Origin of the sequence: Streptomyces colwelliae, assembly GCF_048158785.1 — a bacterium.
GTDB lineage: Bacteria > Actinomycetota > Actinomycetes > Streptomycetales > Streptomycetaceae > Streptomyces.
Map to the genome: position 1 here is coordinate 1 of NZ_JBLTJC010000192.1, position 19,403 is coordinate 19,403.

Below are 19,403 nucleotides of genomic sequence, written 5' to 3' on the forward strand. Positions count from 1 at the left end.
ATGTGTATAAGCCCCAGCCTACGGCCGTTCCCGATTCGGAGGAGGCGGCTGGCGCAATCTCCCCTCCCAGCCCCAGACCAAGCGCTACACCATGGCGGGCGAGGAGCACGAGGTCCACTACCGCCACACGAGGGAGGGCCTGACGGCGGAGGGGGTGCGCGTAGTACACGTCGATGCGCGTCTCGTCGTACTCGAAGTGGACGGCGTACGAAGGAAGTTCGAGGTCGCGCGCTACGGCGACGGCGATCAGGTGTACGTGAACGCAACGACCCTGACGGCCCTGCCCCGCTTCCCCGACCCCGCGGCCCAACTGGCCCCCGGCTCACTGCTGGCACCGATGCCGGGCACGGTGGTGAGGGTCGCAGAGGGCTTGGCGGTAGGAGCCCAAGTGGCAGTAGGCGACCCCTTGTTGTGGCTAGAGGCAATGAAGATGGAGCACAAGATCACAGCCCCGGTCACGGGAAGTCTGACGGCCCTGAACGCAGTACCTGGCCAACAGGTACAGCTAGCCGCTCTATTGGCGGTAATCCAGCCCACCTAAAGGGGCGCGAGGAACTGCGCGACCAGCCACGACGAGGGAGTCACATGCCCACCACCGAAACCGAAGAACACAAGGCCCTACGTTCAGCCGTATCCGCCCTCGGCAAACGCCACGGCCGCACCTACGACCGAGAACAACTCTGGTCCGAGGCAGCCAAACTCGGCTACCTGGGCGTCAACCTCCCCGAGGAATACGGAGGCGGAGGCGGCGGCATCTCCGAACTCTCCATAGTTCTCGAGGAGTTGGGCGCAGCCGGATGCCCCCTCCTGATGATGGTCGTCTCCCCGGCGATCTGCGGCACGGTAATCGCCCGCTTCGGCACAGAAGACCAAAAACAAACCTGGCTCCCCGCGCTGGCGGACGGCACCCGAACCATGGCCTTCGGCATCACGGAACCAGACGCCGGTTCCAACAGCCACCGCATCACCACCACCGCCCGCAAAGACGGAACGGACTGGCTCCTCACCGGCCGCAAGGTGTTCATCTCCGGCGTGGACCTGGCCGACGCGACCCTCATAGTCGGCCGCACGGAAGACTCCCGAACAGGCCGCCTCAAGCCCTGCCTGTTCATAGTCCCGCGAGACGCGGACGGCTTCACCCGCCGCCAGATAGACATGGAACTCCAGGCCGCGGAGAAGCAGTTCGAGCTGACCCTGGACGACGTACGGCTCCCCGCCGACGCACTCGTCGGAGACGAGGACGCGGGCCTGCTCCAGCTCTTCGCCGGTCTCAACCCCGAACGCATCATGACCGCCGCCTTCGCGATAGGCATGGGCCGCTACGCGCTGGCCCGAGCGATCGAGTACGCATGTGACCGCACCGTGTGGGACGCCCCCATCGGCGCCCACCAGGCCATCGCGCACCCCCTCGCCCAGGCGCACATCGACCTCGAACTCGCCCGCCTGATGATGCAGAAGGCGGCGTATCTGTACGACACCGGTGACGACGTCGGCGCCGGTGAGGCCGCCAACATGGCCAAGTACGCGGCCGGTGAGGCCTGCGTGCGGGCCGTCGACCAGTCCGTGCACACCCTCGGCGGGAACGGCCTCACGCGCGAGTTCGGGCTCGCCTCATTGATAACTGCGGCCCGCGTGGCTCGTATTGCTCCGGTGAGCCGCGAGATGATTCTCAACTACGTCTCCCACCAGACCCTGGGCCTCCCCAAGTCGTACTAGCCCGAGGCCCGAAGCCGGCCCGGGGCCCGAAGCCCGCTTGAAGCCCCGCGCCAGTCCGCGCCAGGAGGAACCATGTTCCGCAGCGAGTACGAAGACGTACCGTCCGTCGAACTCCCCATCCACGACGCGGTGTTGGCCCGGGCCGCCGAGTTCGGCGACGAACCCGCGCTGGTCGACGGCACGGACGGCACCACCCTGACGTACACCCAACTCGACGCGTTCCACCGGCAGATCGCGGCCGGCCTCGCGGAGGCGGGCGTACGCAAGGGGGACGTCCTCGCCCTGCACAGCCCCAACACGGTCGCGTTTCCGCTGGCGTTCTACGCCGCCACGCGCGCGGGTGCTTCCGTCACGACGGTGCACCCGCTCGCCACCCCGGAGGAGTTCGCCAAGCAGCTGCGCGACTCGGCGGCCCGCTGGATCGTCACCCTGTCTCCTCTCCTGGACGCGGCACGCCGTGCCGCCGAACTCGCGGGCGGCGTCGAGGAGATATTCGTCTGCGACAGCGCGCCCGGCCACCGCTCACTCGCCGACATGCTCGGCTCCACGGCCCCCGAGCCGGTGGTCGACATCGACTCCGCGACGGACGTGGCGGCCCTCCCGTACTCCTCGGGCACGACGGGCACCCCCAAGGGCGTGATGCTCACGCACCGTCAAATAGCCACGAACCTGGCCCAGTTGGAGCCCGCGGTCCCGACCGGCCCGGGCGACCGCATCCTCGCCGTCCTGCCCTTCTTCCACATCTACGGTCTTACGGCCCTCATGAACGCCCCACTGCGGCTGGGCGCCGCGGTCGTCGTCCTCCCGCGCTTCGAGCTGGAGACCTTCCTGGCGGCCATCGAGCACCACCGCATCACCGGCCTCTACGTGGCCCCGCCGATCGTCCTGGCCCTGGCCAAACACCCGGCGGTCGCCCAGTACGACCTCTCCTCCCTCAAATACATCATCAGCTCCGCCGCCCCTCTCGACGCGAACATCGCCGCCGCCTGCTCACAGCGCCTGGGCCTGCCACCCGTAGGCCAGGCGTACGGCATGACGGAACTGTCCCCGGGCACCCATGTGGTCCCCGTACGGGACATGCCCACGGCACCCCCGGGAACCGTCGGCAAACTCATCGCCGGCACCGAGATGCGGATCGTCTCCCTCGACGACCCCGACAAGGACCTCGGCATCGGCGAGGCGGGCGAACTCCTCATCCGGGGCCCCCAGGTGATGAAGGGCTACCTCGGCCGCCCCGACGACACCGCCGCGATGATCGACCAGGACGGCTGGCTGCACACCGGGGACGTCGGCCATGTGGACGGCGGCGGCTGGACGTTCATCGTCGACCGGGTCAAGGAACTCATCAAGTACAAGGGCTTCCAGGTGGCCCCCGCCGAACTGGAGGCCCTCCTGCTCACCCACCCCGGCATCGCCGACGCTGCGGTCGTGGGCGAGTACAACGACGACAACAACGAGGTCCCGCACGCGTACGTCGTCCGCCAACAGACCGCACTTGATCTCTCTCAGAGCGAGGTCCTGATGTACGTCGCCGAACGCGTCGCCCCCTACAAACGCGTCCGCGTGGTCACCTTCCTCGACGCCGTCCCACGAGCCGCCTCCGGCAAGATCCTGCGCCGGGAACTGCGAGGCCGCTCATGACGTCGATCGGCCGTGCACGCGCGCGTGGCATCGAGACCCTGAGCCTGGACTCGCCGGACACGAGGAACGCGCTGTCGGCCTCCCTGGTAAGCGAGTTGGCGGACGCGCTGACGGAGTGCGCGAAGGACGCCGACGTACGGGCGATCGTCCTCACCCACACCGGCAACACGTTCTGCGCGGGCGCGGACCTACGGGACCCGCCGCCCCCGGACGCCCTGGTGGCCGTACTCCGCCAGATCGTCGAACTCCCCAAGCCGGTGGTGGCGAGAGTGACAGGCCACGTACGGGCAGGCGGCCTCGGCCTCCTCTCGGCCTGCGACATCGCGGCGGCGTCGACCACGTCCGCCACGTTCGCCTTCACAGAGGTACGGATCGGGGTGGCCCCGGCGGTGATCTCCCTCCCGCTGCTGCCCCGCACGGACCCGAGAGCCCTGGCCCGCTACTACCTCACCGGCGAGCGCTTCGACGCGACGGAGGCGGCCCGCGCAGGCCTGCTGACGGTGGCGGGAGAGGACGTAGACGAGGCACTGGCGCCGATCCTCGACGGCCTGCGCCGAGCCGCTCCCGAGGCCCTGGCCGAGACGAAACGGCTGCTCACGGCTAGGGTGCTGGAATCCTTCGACCGGGACGCGGCCGACCTGACCGCGCTCTCGGCACGGCTGTTCGCCTCCGCGCAGGCCCGCGAGGGGATGACCGCATTCCTCGAACGACGGGATCCCGCATGGGTGGTGTGAGCGCGACGACGGCGCCTGGCGCGGTCGACCGCAGACCCAAGCAGGACCGCAGCCGGGCCACCCGGCAACGCCTCCTGGAAGCCGCAGTGTCCTGCCTCGCCGAACACGGCTGGGCAGGCTCCACGGTCTCCGTCGTCGCCGAACGCGCCGGCGTCTCCCGAGGCGCCGCCCAACACCACTTCCCGACCCGCGAGGACCTCTTCACGGCGGCGGTCGAGTACGTCGCCGAGGAACGCTCGACAGCCCTCCGGGCCCTGTTCCCGGAGGGCGCCGAAGACCGACGAGTCGTGGTGGAGGCCCTGGTGGACCTCTATACGGGCCCCCTGTTCCGAGCCGCCCTGCACCTGTGGGTGGCCGCCTCCAACGAGGACCAACTCCGCCCCCGGGTAACGGAGTTGGAGGCGAAGGTGGGCCGCGAGACTCACCGCATAGCGGTGGACCTCCTGGCCGCGGACGAGTCGAAGCCGGGTGTACGAGAAACGGTCCAGGGCCTCTTGGACATGGCAAGAGGCCTGGGCCTGGCCAACCTGCTCACTGACGACAGGGGCCGCCGGGAGCGAGTGGTGGCTCAATGGGCGGCACTTTTGGAGCACACCTTGGGGTGAGGGCTTTTGTCTTTAAGGGCGCGGGGAACTGCGCGACCAGCCCCCGCGCACCCGCACCCGCCCACGCTCCCAAGGCCCCTCTTCAGTGGGCGATATCCGAGTACCCCTCGATCGACTGAGGCCCACGAGACTCCGGCCCGACATACCGAGCAGACGGCCGCACAAGCCGCCCCGTCCGCTTCTGCTCAAGAATGTGCGCCGACCACCCAGCGGTCCGCGCACACGTGAACATCGAGGTGAACATGTGCGCCGGCACCTCGGCGAAGTCCAGCACGATGGCCGCCCAGAACTCGACGTTGGTCGCCAGCACCCGATCAGGACGACGCGCGTGCAACTCCGCCAGCGCCGCCTTCTCCAACGCCTCCGCGACCTCGAACCGCGGCGCCCCCAACTCCCGCGCGGTACGCCGCAGTACACGCGCCCGAGGATCCTCGGCCCGGTACACCCGGTGCCCGAACCCCATCAGCCGTTCACCCTTGTCGAGCGCCTGCCGGACGTACGCGTCCGCGTCCCCGGTCCGCTCGATCTCCTCGATCATCCCGAGCACCCGGGACGGCGCACCCCCATGCAGAGGCCCGGACATCGCCCCCACGGCACCGGACAGCGCGGCGGCGACATCGGCCCCGGTGGAGGCGATGACGCGAGCCGTGAACGTCGACGCGTTCATCCCGTGCTCGGCAGCGGACGTCCAATAGGCGTCCACGGCCGCGACATGCTTCGGGTCCGGCTCACCCCGCCACCGGATCATGAACCGCTCGACGACCGAGTGCGCCTTGTCGATCTCGCTCTGCGGCACCATCGCGTTGCCCTGCCCGCGCGCGGACTGGGCAACGTACGACAGGGCCATCACGGCGGCGCGGGCGAGGTCGTCGCGGGCCTGCTGCTCGTCGATGTCGAGGAGCGGCTTGAGGCCCCACACGGGCGCGAGCATGGCCAGCGCGGACTGTACGTCGACGCGGATGTCACCGGAGTGCACCGGGATCGGGAACGGCTCGGCGGGCGGCAGCCCCGGGTTGAAGGCGCCGTCGACGAGCAGCCCCCAGACGTTGCCGAACGAGACGTGACCGACCAGATCCTCGATGTCGACGCCCCTGTACCGCAGGGCGCCGCCCTCCTTGTCCGGTTCGGCGATCTCCGTCTCGAAGGCGACGATTCCTTCGAGTCCAGGTACGAAGGAGGGGTCGAAGTCGGACATCAGGCGGCTCCTCATGCAGTGGCTCCACGGTCGCGGGGGACTCGCGGTCCGAAAGTAGAGACATCAGCACCATAACGCCGAGTGCCACACATGGGGAGGGCTCGGTGGCACTGAGTGCCACCCGAACTCGAGACCGTACGCGGCCGCAGACGACAGCACATGGTCGTATACGACAGCACGCGGCCGTAGGAGACCGTACGCAACGACACCCGTCCATCCGGCGCCGTACGGCAGGATGATCGTGTGACCGACCGCGATCCCACCGACCGTGATCCCCGCCTCGACCCCGCCGCGATGCGCAAGCAGTACCGCGTGGAGGGCTTGGAGGAGAACGACCTGGCAGCCGACCCCATGGCACAGTTCGGCCGCTGGTTCGAGGAGGCGGCGCTCCGGGGGCTCGTCTACGAGCCGAACGCGATGGTCGTCTCCACCGCCGACGCCGAGGGCCGCCCCAGCTCCCGCACGGTCCTCATGAAGCACTATGACGACCAGGGCTTCGTCTTCTACACGAACTACGACTCCCGCAAGGCCCGCGAACTCGGCGCGAACCCGTACGTCTCGCTGCTCTTCCCCTGGCACCCGATGGCCCGCCAGGTCCTGGTCACCGGCACCGCCCGCCGCACCGGCCGCGACGAGACCGCCGCGTACTTCCGCACCCGCCCGCACGGCTCCCAACTCGGCGCCTGGGCCAGCACCCAGTCCACGGTGATCCACTCCCGAACCGAACTGGAGTCCTCGTACGCCGACCTCCTCGCCCGCTACCCCGAGGGCGAACAGGTCCCGGTCCCACCCCACTGGGGCGGCTTCCGCGTCGCCCCCCGGACGGTCGAGTTCTGGCAGGGCCGCGAGAACCGCCTCCACGACCGCCTCCGCTACACCGCCCAGCCGGACAACACCTGGCACCTGGACCGCCTGAGCCCGTGAGCCCCTGACCCACAGGCCCAGACACCCTCAGGCCCACACACCCACAGCCCCGGGAAACGCAGACGACCCGCGAGCTCAGGTCCCTCCGCCTCACAGCGGGGGAGCCGGCCGGACGTACCGGCGAGCTCGCGGGTCGGGTGACTGCGTTGGGTTAGGCCGGTTGCGTGCAACTCACACACGCTGGTCCGGCGCCGAACCGAGTACGACGGCGGGCCACTAGCCCGCAGTCACCTCTTCCGTCCGGTATCCATACATCTGCCGAACCACCTCCTTTCCGAAGTACTCGCCACCCTAAGAACCCCTCGCCGACGGATCAACCGCTTTTAACGAGTCATGAACTCACTGGACGCGAATGCGCTGGTCACCTAGGTTCCGGCCCATGACCGACCTGCGGATCGAGCCGGTGGAAGCGGACACGGAGAACGCGCTTCAGGACTGGCGGCACGTCCACAACCTGATCGTGCCGCCCGCCGCGATGTCCCTCGGCGAGGTGCGGGAGCGGAGTGGGCGGAACCGGCTGGAGAACGCGTACCTGGGGGACGTCCTCGTGGGGTGTTCCACCGTGCGGCCCCCGGAGGGCGAGGACGCGGTGGTGACCGTCATCGCGCGCGTGCTGCCCGATTTCCGGCGGCGCGGCTACGGAGCCGCCCTCTACGAAAACGGCCTCACGCGCGCGCGTGCGCTCGGCGCCGGCGCGATCGAGACCGTCGTCCTGGCCGCCAACACGGACGGGGTGCGGTTCGCCGGGGAACGGGGTTTCGTCGAGACCGAGCGCTATGTGCTCGACGGCGAGACCGACTTGTGGATCACTCTGCGGCTGGGGTCGTGGATTCCGTAGGCCAGGGCAGGACCGTCAACTCCGGCCAGGCCTGCCGCCAGCGGGCTGCCTTCGTCTCGTAGACCTCTTGTGGTGCCTGGACCGGGTTCGGCCGTACGACAAGGTTGAAGACGTCGGACAGGCCGTGCGGGGCGTACACGCGCCAACTGCCGTCCGGCTTCAGGCGTACGGCCAGGCAGCATGTCGTCGCCGCGAAGGAGTCGATCGCGGCCTCTACGGAGTCGTACGGCGGGCACGGAGTGCCGAACTTCTGCTCATACCAGAGGTGGACGCGGGCTTCGTTGCGGATCTCGGCCTCGGGCTTGGTGGGCAGGTCGGCGTAGGCCTCGCGACCTGCGCGGATCACCTTGTCCTCGGCCTCCCAGGACAGGTCCGTGTCGTCGTAGTAGAAGACGTCGTAGTCCTTGATGGCGTGTGTCGGTGGACGGCCCGTGACCGTGTTCCAGATTGTTTGGAAGAGGCAGCCCGCGGTCAGGTACCAGTTCGGGAGGCCGAGGGCCGCGGTGCGGTCGAGGATCCCCAGGAGAGTCTCGTTGCGGGACAGAGTCGTCCGCAGCGCGGTGAGTTGTTCGTCGAGCGGGAGACGGGCGGGCATCGGCTGAGTGTGCCGGGAGGCAAGCCGGCCCCGTACAACGATTCCTTCAATCTTGCGGGAACTCGGTGTGTGCTGCGTCACGTTCGAGTTGAATGAGGGGGAGTGAGTGAACCGACGCGTCGTGTCCGCGGACGCAGCTTGCAGGGGGTCCAGGTGAGTGCTTCCCGGCGTAGTGGGACCACCGACGAGTTGGGTCCCGACGAGCCCGAGCGGGACGGCGGGCCCGAGGGGGTCGGTGGGTCGGATCTGTTGGCCGCGTTGCTGGACGGGATGGACGCGGCGCTGTGTGCCTTCGACGCGGACGGGGTGCTGACGCACTGGAACCGCGAGGCGGAGCGCATCCTGGGCTGGACCGCGGCCGAGGCCGTGGGGCGGCAGGGGCTGGCCGGGTGGGCCGTACGGAGTGCGGACGCCGAGGAGGTCGAGGGGCGGCTGATGTCCGCCATGCAGGCCCCCGGGCGGCAGGTCAATGAGTTCGCCCTTCTTACGAAGGATGGCGGGCGGGTGCTCGTACGGACGCAGTCCGCCGCCGTGCGCGGGCCCGACGGGAAGCCCGCCGGGGTCTACTGCGCCTTCAGCGAGGTGCACGCCCAGATCGACCTTGAGCGGTCGATCGCCTTGAGTGAGGCGTTGTTCGAGGACGCCTCCTGGGGGGTCGTGCTCGTCGACGCCGATCTGCGGCCCGCCGTCGTCAACTCGCATGCCGCACGCGCGCTCGGCACCGGGCGTACCTCCGTCCTCGGGCGCCCCCTAGGGGAGCTACTCGCCCAAGGGGTCGAGGAGCTGGAGGCCGCGCTCACGCACGTGCTCGCCGAGGGCGCGCCGCCGGCGCCCGCGGAGATCTGGGTGAGCGTCCGGACGCCGGAGGGCAACCTGCGGCGCTGCTGGAGGAGCGGCTTCCTGCGGCTGGCCTCGCCGCTCACCGAGGAACCGGTGCCGCTCGGCGTCGGCTGGCTCTTCCAGGACGTCACCGAGGCCAAGCAGCTCGAGCAGGAGGCCTCGCTGCTGCGCTTCCGCGCCCAGCAGCTGCACCGCGCCGCCCGCGCCGCCGCCGAGTGCGAGGACCCGCGCGACGCGGCGACCGTCCACCTCGACTTCGCCCTCGCCGGCTTCGCCGACCACGCCCTCGTCGACCGGGTCGCGGGCGGATCGTTGAACGACAGTGACGGAGTGCGTGCTACGGCCGTACGGCTCATCCGGGTCGCCGCGACGCCCACGGGGGCACCCGGCCCCAGCCTCCTCACCGGCGCCGCCGGGCTGCCCGTGCGCTACGGAGAGGGGCATCCGGCCCTCCAGTGCGTCGAACGCGTCGGCTCCGTGCGGGCCAGCATCGGCACGGTCCCGCCGGAACAGGCCCGCGAGTGGGCCCGGGCCCGGCAGTGGCCCCTGGACGCCGTGCACGCCCTGTGCGCGGTGCTGCGCAGCCGGGGGCGGACCCTGGGCGTCGTGACGTTCCTACGGGGCGCGGGGCGCAGCCAGTTCGAGCGGTCCGACTCGATCTACGCCGAGGACGTGGCCGTACGGATCGCGGCGGCGCTGGACCTGGCGGAGGCGGCGGGCGGGAAGTGAGCCACTACGGGGCTGCCGCTCAGTGCTGATGGCCCCCTACTGGTGGCTCAGTGCTGGTAGAAGATCCGGTCGCGGTACTCCTCGAACACCCGGCCGTTCCACTCGTGGCCGCCGTCCACGTTCCCGGAGCGCAGCAGCGGCGGCTCGATACCGCGCTCGGCCAGGGTCGCCGCCGCCGTCGCCATGACCGCCTGGAGGAGGGCCGCGGTGACGACCGTGGAGGCGGGGGCGAAGGGGGCCGGGATGGTGTCGAGGGTGAGTTCCGCGTCGCCGATCGCGATCTTCGAGTCGAGGACGACGTCGCAGTGGTCCTTCAGGTACGTACCGGAGACGTGCCGTGACGTCGTCTCCGAGGCGTACGCCACGGACGTCACGCCGATGACCCGTACGCCGAGGGAGCGGGCCTTCATGGCCATCTCCACGGGGAGTGCGTTGCGCCCGGACAGCGAGATGATCACCAGGGCGTCGCCGGAACGCAGCGGTGACGTCTCCAGGACGACGCTGGCGAGGCCGTCGACGCGCTCCAGGGCGGAGCCCAGCGTGGCCGGCATGACGTCGACGCCGACGACTCCGGGGACGGTGAGCAGGTTCATCAGGGCGAGTCCGCCCGCGCGGTAGACGACGTCCTGCGCGGCGAGGGAGGAGTGCCCGGCACCGAAGGCGAAGAGCCGTCCGCCGTCGGCGACGGTGTCCGCGAGGAGCGTGCCGGCCGCCCGGACGGAGTCGGCCTCTTCGTCGCGGACCCGCTGGAGCAGGCTGATCGCGGCGTCGAAGAACTGGCCGGCCGGCGTACGGTCGCTCATGCGGAAGTCCCCTCGGTGAGTTTGTGTCGCGGATCACCGTGCGGTCTGGACCAAGGGGATGTCAATACGGCGACAGCACGTTGGACAGGACGTTGGACAGCAGGTTGGGAGAGGCGCCGAGGGCGGCCGTAACCGGCTGGTTTCAGCGGCGCGGCACGGTTGTCAGTGGTATGCGTCAGAATTGAGTCCAGGGCCAGCGCACGCGCCGCGGAGCTGTCGAGCTTCGGGCAGAGGTAATCGAGGGGCACGTATGTCCGGACTGATCGACACCACGGAGATGTATCTCCGCACCATCCTCGAGCTGGAGGAGGAAGGTGTGGTCCCCATGCGCGCCCGCATCGCCGAGCGGCTCGACCAGAGCGGGCCGACGGTGAGCCAGACGGTGGCACGCATGGAGCGCGACGGCCTGGTGGCCGTGGCCAGCGACCGCCACCTGGAGCTGACCGACGAGGGCCGCCGGCTCGCCACGCGCGTGATGCGCAAGCACCGGCTCGCCGAGTGTCTGCTCGTCGACGTGATCGGCCTGGAGTGGGAGCAGGTGCACGCCGAGGCCTGCCGCTGGGAGCACGTGATGAGCGAGGCCGTGGAGCGCCGCGTCCTAGAGCTGCTGCGTCACCCCACCGAGTCGCCGTACGGCAATCCGATCCCCGGTCTCGAGGAGCTGGGCGAGAAGGACGGGGCCGACCCGTTCCTGGACGAGGGCATGGTCTCGCTGGCCGACCTCGACCCGGGTGTCGACGGCAAGACCGTCGTCGTACGGCGGATTGGTGAGCCCATCCAGACGGACGCGCAGTTGATGTACACGCTGCGCCGGGCGGGCGTGCAGCCCGGCTCGGTGGTGAGTGTGACGGAGTCGGCGGGCGGGGTGCTGGTGGGCAGCGGCGGTGAGGCGGCCGAGCTGGAGTCGGAGATCGCCTCGCACGTGTTCGTGGCCAAGCGCTGAGCTCCGCCTTTCCCCGGTGGGTCCCTGGTGGGGCCTTGGCGGGTCCTTGGGGGGTTTTGGCGGCCCGTCAACTCGTGGGGCGCATGGGGTAGTTGTGGCGTTCCGGCGGGCCGTCGGCGATCTCGGCGAATCCGAGATTCTGTGCGCTGAATCGCAGCGCTCGGGCGCCGCGCGTGCCAGGCTGTCGCGTGAGGCATATGACCGTGAGGGGGCGGGAGGATGTGCCGCAGACGTGGAGAGGGCCCCGGCGCCGTGCGGCGCCGGGGCCTGTCCTCCCCTGTGCTGACCCGGAGCCCCGAGCTCTCAAGGTCATCCCCTTCGGACCGGTTTCCCCGAGCGGTCCGTTCCCCGCTGAAGGTCTCCCCTCGGCAGCGGCGATCATTCCCTGAGCCGGGTCACTCGAACGAGGGGTGTTGCGGCCGGAGACGGCATTTTCGAATCTGTATTCGATAACCTGTGGGTGATGAAACCCGCGGGGCGGGAGCTGTAGGAAGAGACGAGCAGGAAAAGAGACGGAAGCAAGAAGAAACGGCACGAGCGGCAGAGCGTGGTTCACAGGACCGGTGGGCTCGAAGCGGGAGCGAGCGGTCCGTGCGGAGCTAGGGGGGTGCCAGGACCAATGGCGCGGCGCATCGACGTGACCGGAGCAGGCGGCGTACGCCTGGCCGCATGGGAGTTCGCGGACCCGCCCAAGTCGGGGGAGATCGAGCGGGCACCCGGAGTTCTCTTACTGCACGGCCTGATGGGCCGTGCCTCGCACTGGGCGTCCACCGCCCGCTGGCTCTCCGAACGGCACCGCGCCGTCGCACTGGACCAGCGAGGCCACGGCCAGAGCGACAAGCCGCCCCAGGCGGCCTTCACCCGCGAGGCCTACGTCGAGGACGCGGAGGCCGCGCTGGAGCAGCTGGGGCTCGCTCCGGTCGTCCTCATCGGCCACGCGATGGGCGCGCTCACCGCGTGGCAGCTCGCGGCGAAACGGCCCGATCTCGTGCGGGGGCTGATCATCTGCGACATGCGGGCGTCCGCGCTGGGCGCGGCCTCGCAGCGGGAGTGGTCCGACTGGTTCAAGTCGTGGCCCGTTCCCTTCGCCACGCTCGCGGACGTCCGCAAGTGGTTCGGCGAGGACGACCCCTGGGTCGAGCGGCCCAATCCTTCCCGGGGGGAGTTCTACGCCGAGGTCATGCACGAGTCCGCCGACGGATGGCGGCCTGTGTTCGAGCCGGAGCAGATGCTGAAGTCCCGGGAGACCTGGGTGTACGACGCGCACTGGGAGGAACTGGCCCAGGTGCAGTGTCCTTCTCTTGTGGTGCGCGGGCTCGATGGGGAGTTGGGGCGGGCTGAGGCGCAGGAGATGGTGCGGGTGCTGCCGCGCGGGGAGTACGCGGAGGTGGCTGATGCCGGGCATCTGGTGCATTACGACCAGCCGGAGGCTTGGCGGGCGGCTATCGAGCCGTTTCTTGACGGGGTGCTGGTGTGAGTTGGGCGCCTAGGGGGGTGGGGGGTTCTGTTGTGTGGCGGGTGCTGCGCCGTTGTGGCTGGTCGCGCAGTTCCCCGCGCCCCTAAAAGCCGTGGCTCCCCCGGGATTGAACGGCGCCGCTCCCGCGCCCCTAAAAGCAAAAGCTCTCCTCACCCCTTGCTCACCGCCGCCAGGATCTCCGGCAGCCTCCTCGCCGTCCCCGGTGCCGCCAGTCGTAGACCCGCGTAGGTCAGCGCCGCCCCGTACCCCGCACCCGCCGGCAGCAGCACCCAGCTCCACTGGTCGCCGTCCGCGCTGACGTTCACCCAGATGGTGAGGGCGATGACGGGGGAGCAGAGGAGGGCGGCGGAGATCATGCCGCCGAAGATGGAGATCCAGGCGAGGCCGGCCTGGCCGGGGGCCACGTTCTTGTGGGTGCCCTGGGGGATGGAGTAGGGGAAGCGGGCCGAGGTCCAGGCGCCGGTCGCGAGCATCGCGCCGAGGAGGGCGAAGGAGAGGCCGAGGACCTCCGGGAGCCGGGACCAGTCGCCGAGCAGCGCTGTCGTCAGGACGGTCACCAGGGCCGCGTACGGCAGGGTGATCACGAGCAACGCCAGGGCGCGGGCCCGGAGTTCGGCGTAGGCGTCCCGTGTCGTGGAGATCGTCATCGCGACCATCCAGAACGCGGACGTGTCCTGACCGAACTGGTTGTACATCTGGATGCCGAGCATCCCGGCCGCGAAGCACGCGAAGTAGACGGAGCCGGTGCCCTGCAACGCGTTGAACACCGGCACGATCAGTCCGATCGCCAGCGAAGTCACCCACGCGGCCTTGGTCTTGGGGTCGCGCCAGATGTAGCGCAGGCTGCGTTCCATGACCGTGCCGGTGCGGCCGGACGGGAGGAGGCGGGCCAGGCCGCCGGTGGATGCCCTGTCCTTCGCGGCCGGTTCCGCCGACTGGAGCGTGGAGCCGTCCGGCGCGGTCATCAGCTTGGTCAGGCTGCGTGACCAGAAGAGCAGCAGGGCCGCCAAGGCGCCGACAGACAGGGCGAGTTGCGTGACCGCCAGGCCGTACGAACCCTTGCTCACCGAGTCCACCGCGCCGACCGCCGACGCCGGCGGCACCCAGCGCAACACCTGCACTGCCGGGTCGAGTTGGGACATTCCGGACGCATTCAGGCGCTGCGCACCGAAGTTGACCAACTGCGCCCCGACCGCGATCACCAGCCCGCTCAGCACCGCCAGGTCCCGGCCCCTGCGGCTGGTCAGCAGGCGGATGTTGGCCGTGGCGACCGCCCGCGCGAGGGCCACGCAGATCAGCAGCCCGAGGGCGAGGGCGAGGACGGCCGTGACATACGCGGCGGGCCCATGCGCCACCGCGATCACGGACCCCAGCAGCAGCACCAGCGTGAACAGCGGCCCGATGCCGACCAACGAGGCCGCCAGCAGCGCCCGTACCAGCGGCTGGGGCCGAAGGGGCAGCATCACCAGGCGAGTTGGATCGAGGGTCTCGTCGCCGGACGGGAAGAACAGCGGCATCACCGTCCAGCCCAACCCCAGGATCGCGACCAGGAGTACGACCACGGAGACCGCGTGGCTGTCGCCGCGCAACGTGATCAGCCCGAGCAGTTGGAGCGCCGCGAAGAGGAGCGCCACGACCGCCGACGCGACGTACGCGGCCCGCCGGCCACCGGACTGCCGTAGACCGTTGCGGAGCAGGGACAGCTTCAGGCGTACGACCACGGGGGTGATCGAGGCGGATGCCGTGGCGTCGCTCATCGGGTGCCGCCGCCCAGCCAGTCGAGGTCGGAGCTGTGGTCGCGGGCGCCCGCGCCGACGAGTTCGAGGAACGCGTGCTGGAGGGTGGGGGACTCGCCGCGGACCTCGGCGAGGGTGCCCTGGGCGCGGATGCGGCCGGCGGCCATCACGGCCACCCAGTCGCAGAGCGACTCGACGAGTTCCATGACGTGGGAGGAGAAGACGACGGTGGCGCCGGAGGCGGTGTAGCGCTCCAGGACACCCCGGATGGTCTGCGCGGAGACCGGGTCGACGCCCTCGAACGGCTCGTCCAGGAACAGGACTTCGGGGTTGTGGAGGAGAGCGGCGGCGAGCCCGATCTTCTTGCGCATACCGGTCGAGTAGTCGACGACGAGCTTGTGCTGGGCACCGGCCAGGTCGAGTACGTCGAGAAGCTGCGTGGCCCGCTTGTCGACCTCGCCACCGGGCAGCCCCCGCAACCGCCCGCTGTAGCCGAGGAGTTCACGCCCCGAGAGCCGTTCGAAGAGGCGAAGACCTTCCGGCAGCACCCCGATCCGCGCCTTCACGGCCACGGGGTCCGCCCACACGTCGTGCCCGACCACCTCGACGGACCCCTGATCGGGCCGCAGCAACCCGGTCACCATGGAGAGGGTCGTGGTCTTCCCGGCCCCGTTGGGCCCGACCAGCCCGATGAACTTCCCGGCGGGCAGCTCCAGATCAACCCCGGCAACAGCAACCTGCTGCCCAAACCGCTTCCAGAGCCCACGCACACTCACAGCCGACGTCATGGCACCCAACCTAGGGGCGCGGGGCTGTATTCGATATGCGGCTCCGCCGCGTGAGCGCGACCAGCCACAACGGACCCGCACCCGCGAAACTACCGATCCCGCCCACACGCATAGGCGAGCGGCGAGATCAACTCCTCCGCATCCGGCAGCCAACGGTTAGCCGCGGTAGGCCGACAAGCCCACTGCACAGCCCCCCGAGACCCGAACCGAGTAGGCGGCGCGGCCACATACCCACCCTCACCCAGCACCACGAGATCCAGCGACGCCGGAGACCACCCGATCTTCCGCACGAGATCCGGCACCTTCACCGAAGCCCCGGGCAGCACGAAGAACTCCATCCGCCGCGACGGAGTCAACGTCACAGGCCCCAGCGTCAACTCCATGCGCTCCATCCGGGCCAGCGCGAGAAACCCCGCGGTCTCCGGGACGGAAATCGCGTCGAACGTCCGCCCCGTGGGCAGCAGAATCGAAGACGCCGGCTGCTTCTGCCACATCCGCCGCGCGACCGTCGCACTGCCCGTCGCCTGCGTGGCCCAGTCCTCACGCGCCGGGTGTGCGCCGGGTGCGGCGCACGCGGTGTCGCCACAGGAGCACTGCTGCACCCCGTCGACGGCTTCCAGCCAGGTGCCGGGGAAGACGTCCCAGTGACGCTCCTCGGCGTAGCGTACGGCTGTCTCCAGCAGCGATTCCCCGCGCTGCTTCGGAATCTGAGCGGCTTCGGTACCCGCGATCGTCTCTTCCACGCCCAACACAACTCCCGCACCCACCTGGAGTTACGGGCGTAGCGCGCGCGGGGGAGGGGCATCGATTCCGCAACTGGGGCGCATGGAGGCATGTGCGGGGGCGCGCGGGAGGAACGACGGCGGGAGTTGGGTAGCCAGGTGTGGGGCGAGCATCAGCTTTTACCCCGGCATTCCTCGCATGCTTCGCATTTTCGCCATGTTCGCTGGGCATTGATCTTCACGGCCGGATCTTTTCGCTTCAGGGGTTGTTCCCAGGGGGTACGCCATGGCCGCAAGGCCACTTGTCGCGCGGCAGCCGAACGAACGGCTGCAAGCGCTCATCCAGGAGGCGGGGTGCTCGAACGCCGGGCTGGCCCGCCGGGTCAACATGTGCGGCGCCGAGCACGGTCTCGACCTGCGCTACGACAAGACGTCCGTGGCCCGTTGGCTGCGGGGACAGCAGCCGCGCGGGCGGGCTCCGGCGATCATCGCCGAGGCGCTGGGCCGCAAGCTGGGCCGTACGGTCACGATCGACGAGATCGGTATGGCCAACGGCAAGAACCTCGCGTCGGGCGTGGGCCTTCAGTTCTCGCCGACCGTCCTCGGGGCCATCGAGCAGGTGTGTGAGCTGTGGCGCAGTGACGTGGGGCGCCGGGACTTCCTGTCCGGTTCGTCGGTCGCCGCGTCCGCGCTGGTCGAGCCGAGCCGTGACTGGCTGATCTCCTCGCCGGACTCGCAGGTCGCCCGCGCGGCGGGACCGCGCGTCGGCCAGTCCGACGTGGCGGCGGTCCGCGCGATGACCCAGGCGCTCAGCGAGCTGGACCATCAGTACGGCAGCGGGCATGTGCGCCCGGTCGTCGTGCACTACCTCAACAGCGTCGTCTCCGGGCTGCTCGCGGGGTCGTACCGGGAGGCCGTGGGGCGTGAACTGTTCGCCGCCGTCGCCCGGTTGACGGAACTCGCCGGCTACATGGCCGTCGACACCGGTCAACCCGGCCTGGCGCAGCGGTACTACATCCAGGCACTGCGCCTCGCCCAGGCCGCGGGGGACCGGGGATACGGCGGCTATGTGCTCGCCGCGTCCATGAGTCACCTCGCCGCGCAGCTCGGAAACCCGCGCGAGATCGCCCAGTTGGCGCGGGCGGCGCAGGAGGGGGCGCGTGGGCGGGTGACCCCGCGGGCCGAGGCGATGTTCTACGCGGCGGAGGCGCGCGGGCACGCCCTGATGGGCGACGCGCGGTCGGCGCAGCTCGCGTCGGGGCGCGCGGTGAGCGCGCTGGACGCGGCGGATCCGTCGACCGGGGACGACCCGGCGTGGATCGCGCACTTCGACGAGGCGTATCTCGCCGACGAGTTGGCGCACTGCCACCGCGACCTGGGCCAGGCCGAGGCGGCGGCCCGGACCGCGCAGGAGTCCCTGGACGGGCACCCGGAGTCGCGGGCACGCCGCCGGGCCATCGGATACGTCCTCCTCGCGAGCGCGCAGGTGCAGCAGCGCGAGATCGAGCAGGCCTGCAACACGGGCCTGAAAGCAGTGGAGTTGCTCGGTTCGCTGCGGTCCAACCGGGGCGCCGAGTATCTGGAGGACTTCCAGCAGCGCCTGGAGCCGTACCGGGACGAGCCGGTGGTGCGGGAGTTCGGGGCGCGGATGGAGTTGCAGGCCGCCGCGTGAACGGCGGGGGGACCAGGAGGTGAACACCGCTCCAGTGCGGAAAGGAGTGCGGACAGCGGCACTTGGAGCGGATACGGGGCCCGGGACTGTTACCGGCGTCACAAGATGGCAGGTCCAGTCCAGTGCTGCGTGGCACCGGGCTCGGGGTACCCGGTAGCGTGAGCCGACGATCCCGAAGGTCCCCCATTCGTAGGAGTCCCGGTGACGCAGAGTGGACAGGGCGAGGAGCCCTCGGCGCGGCCCGCGCGCGAAGGCATCGTGCTGCCCTCCGACGGAGGCGCACCCCTCCTGCCGGGTATGACGGGCGGACGCGGTGACCAGCAGTCGGGCGGGCAGCCCGCGATAGCGCCCCCGGCCGCAGGCCAGTCGTGGGGCGGGTCGTGGGGCCCGGACCAGCAGCACGACCCCCAGCACCACCAGCAGCACCAGGCCCCGCCGCCGGGCCAGGGCTGGGGAGACCCGCAACAGCAGCAGCCGCAGCAACCGGCGCAGCAGTGGGGTGCCGGGCCCGAGCAGCCCGCACCGTCCCCGTGGGGCGCCCAGGACGGCATCCCGGGCCAGCCGGGTGCCCTGCCCCAGGAGGACGCCCAGCACGCGGCCTACGGCGTGCAGCAGCAGTCGTACGCACAGGAGTACCCGTCGGGATACGCCCCGGAGCACTCCGCCGGGTACGCCGGCGCGGGCTACGCGTCCGACCAGGCGCCCGCGATACCCCAGGCCGCCGCCCAGGGCTACGGCTACGGATACGGAGCTTCCGGTTCCGACGTGCAGCAGCCGCATTCCGCCCACCAGCCGTCCTCCGCCCCCCTGCCGGCCGCGGCCCCCGCGTTCCCGAGCGCCCCGCTGCCGCCCGCCGACGAGGGTGCGACGCAGTACATCCCGCCGGTGGTCAACGTGCCCGGTGACGAAGGTGCCACCCAGTTCCTGCCGCCGGTCACCGCAGCGGCCATGTCCGGCATGGACGAGGGCGCGACCCAGTACATCCCGCCCGTCGGGCCCGGCGCGCTGCCGCCCGAGGTGCCTGCCGGCCCGATGCCGCAGGCTTCGCACCCCGACGCGCAGCCCACGCAGTTCCTCCCGCCGGTGCCCGCGCAGGGTGCCGCTCCCGGGTACGGGGTGCGGCCGGGCGGGCCGGACGACCGGCAGCCGCCCGCCGAGTTCGACAACCTCTTCCGCAGCGACGCCGGGGGCGAGCAGCCCGCCGCGTCCACGCAGCAGATGCCCCGCTTCCAGCAGCCGCCGCGCGCCGAGCAGCCGGGGCAGCAGGGCTACGGGCAGACCCAGCCGCCGTACGCGCAGCCGGGCTACGCGCAGCCCTCGTACGCCCCGCCCGGGGACGGCGGCGGCCGGCGCGGGGCGCAGGGCGACGACGGCGGCCGGGGCGGGCGCCGTTCGCGGGTGCCGCTGATCGCCGGGGTCGGGGTCGGTATCGCGATCCTCGGGGT

General features: G+C 70.5%; 17 protein-coding genes and 1 pseudogene. 12 read left to right on the forward strand and 6 right to left on the reverse strand.

The window, feature by feature from the left end:
• Positions 1–10: 10 nt before the first annotated feature.
• From ACNFOC_RS32155 to ACNFOC_RS32175, 5 genes and pseudogenes are all read left to right on the forward strand, one after another.
• Positions 11–541 (forward strand): annotated as a pseudogene (locus tag ACNFOC_RS32155) (acyl-CoA carboxylase biotin carboxyl carrier protein subunit); the annotation flags it as partial.
• 44 nt (positions 542–585) lie between these two features.
• Positions 586–1,716 (forward strand): acyl-CoA dehydrogenase family protein, encoded by a 1,131-nt coding sequence (locus ACNFOC_RS32160; RefSeq protein WP_416962560.1) that lies wholly within the window; start codon positions 586–588, stop codon positions 1,714–1,716.
• Between the two features lie 72 nt (positions 1,717–1,788).
• Entirely contained in the window at positions 1,789–3,357 is a 1,569-nt protein-coding gene (locus ACNFOC_RS32165; RefSeq protein WP_416962561.1) for a 4-coumarate--CoA ligase family protein, read from the forward strand.
• Positions 3,354–4,091 (forward strand): enoyl-CoA hydratase family protein, encoded by a 738-nt coding sequence (locus ACNFOC_RS32170; RefSeq protein WP_416962562.1) that lies wholly within the window; start codon positions 3,354–3,356, stop codon positions 4,089–4,091. Before ACNFOC_RS32165 ends, ACNFOC_RS32170 begins: the two co-directional genes overlap by 4 nt.
• Entirely contained in the window at positions 4,079–4,696 is a 618-nt protein-coding gene (locus ACNFOC_RS32175; protein WP_416962563.1) for a TetR/AcrR family transcriptional regulator, read from the forward strand. Before ACNFOC_RS32170 ends, ACNFOC_RS32175 begins: the two co-directional genes overlap by 13 nt.
• Before the next feature lie 82 nt (positions 4,697–4,778).
• On the opposite strand, the gene ACNFOC_RS32180 is transcribed toward ACNFOC_RS32175, so the two are convergent.
• Positions 4,779–5,891, reverse strand: a complete 1,113-nt coding sequence (locus ACNFOC_RS32180; protein ID WP_416962564.1) for a citrate synthase 2 — start codon at positions 5,889–5,891, stop codon at positions 4,779–4,781.
• Positions 5,892–6,134: 243 nt separating this feature from the next.
• On the opposite strand from ACNFOC_RS32180, the gene pdxH reads away from it, so the two are divergent.
• Both pdxH and ACNFOC_RS32190 read left to right on the forward strand, forming a co-directional pair.
• Entirely contained in the window at positions 6,135–6,815 is a 681-nt protein-coding gene (gene pdxH, locus ACNFOC_RS32185) for a pyridoxamine 5'-phosphate oxidase (protein WP_416962565.1), read from the forward strand.
• Between the two features lie 379 nt (positions 6,816–7,194).
• A complete protein-coding gene (locus ACNFOC_RS32190; protein WP_416962566.1) occupies positions 7,195–7,653 on the forward strand; it encodes a GNAT family N-acetyltransferase in 459 nt (152 codons plus the stop codon).
• Here ACNFOC_RS32190 and ACNFOC_RS32195 read toward each other — a convergent pair.
• Entirely contained in the window at positions 7,622–8,248 is a 627-nt protein-coding gene (locus ACNFOC_RS32195; RefSeq protein ID WP_416962567.1) for a nucleotidyltransferase family protein, read from the reverse strand. The two genes, ACNFOC_RS32190 and ACNFOC_RS32195, sit on opposite strands and share 32 nt — an antisense overlap.
• A gap of 153 nt (positions 8,249–8,401) precedes the next feature.
• On the opposite strand from ACNFOC_RS32195, the gene ACNFOC_RS32200 reads away from it, so the two are divergent.
• Positions 8,402–9,817 (forward strand): PAS domain-containing protein, encoded by a 1,416-nt coding sequence (locus ACNFOC_RS32200; protein ID WP_416962568.1) that lies wholly within the window; start codon positions 8,402–8,404, stop codon positions 9,815–9,817.
• Positions 9,818–9,864: 47 nt separating this feature from the next.
• Here the strand turns inward: ACNFOC_RS32200 and ACNFOC_RS32205 are convergent, their stop codons facing one another.
• A complete protein-coding gene (locus ACNFOC_RS32205; protein WP_416962569.1) occupies positions 9,865–10,620 on the reverse strand; it encodes an SIS domain-containing protein in 756 nt (251 codons plus the stop codon).
• Between the two features lie 250 nt (positions 10,621–10,870).
• Between ACNFOC_RS32205 and ACNFOC_RS32210 the strand changes: the two genes are divergently transcribed.
• Together ACNFOC_RS32210 and ACNFOC_RS32215 are read left to right on the forward strand one after the other, a co-directional pair.
• On the forward strand, positions 10,871–11,563 hold the full coding sequence (locus tag ACNFOC_RS32210; protein ID WP_019057324.1) for an iron-dependent transcriptional repressor DtxR: 693 nt from the start codon (positions 10,871–10,873) through the stop codon (positions 11,561–11,563).
• A gap of 619 nt (positions 11,564–12,182) precedes the next feature.
• Positions 12,183–13,040, forward strand: a complete 858-nt coding sequence (locus tag ACNFOC_RS32215; protein WP_366437109.1) for an alpha/beta fold hydrolase — start codon at positions 12,183–12,185, stop codon at positions 13,038–13,040.
• Positions 13,041–13,189: 149 nt separating this feature from the next.
• Here the strand turns inward: ACNFOC_RS32215 and ACNFOC_RS32220 are convergent, their stop codons facing one another.
• From ACNFOC_RS32220 to ACNFOC_RS32230, 3 genes are all read right to left on the reverse strand, one after another.
• Positions 13,190–14,797: a transporter gene (locus ACNFOC_RS32220; RefSeq protein ID WP_416962570.1), complete on the reverse strand. Its 1,608-nt coding sequence runs from the start codon at positions 14,795–14,797 to the stop codon at positions 13,190–13,192.
• Positions 14,794–15,564, reverse strand: a complete 771-nt coding sequence (locus tag ACNFOC_RS32225) for an ABC transporter ATP-binding protein (RefSeq protein ID WP_416962571.1) — start codon at positions 15,562–15,564, stop codon at positions 14,794–14,796. Before ACNFOC_RS32225 ends, ACNFOC_RS32220 begins: the two co-directional genes overlap by 4 nt.
• An 89-nt stretch (positions 15,565–15,653) precedes the next feature.
• Positions 15,654–16,316: a bifunctional DNA primase/polymerase gene (locus tag ACNFOC_RS32230; protein ID WP_416962572.1), complete on the reverse strand. Its 663-nt coding sequence runs from the start codon at positions 16,314–16,316 to the stop codon at positions 15,654–15,656.
• 256 nt (positions 16,317–16,572) lie between these two features.
• On the opposite strand from ACNFOC_RS32230, the gene ACNFOC_RS32235 reads away from it, so the two are divergent.
• Complete coding sequence (locus ACNFOC_RS32235) at positions 16,573–17,958, forward strand: NsdA family TPR-like regulatory protein (RefSeq protein ID WP_416962573.1); 1,386 nt, start codon at positions 16,573–16,575, stop codon at positions 17,956–17,958.
• 201 nt (positions 17,959–18,159) lie between these two features.
• Positions 18,160–19,403 (forward strand): hypothetical protein (locus ACNFOC_RS32240; protein ID WP_416962574.1); only part of this gene is annotated, 1,244 nt, incomplete at its 3' end.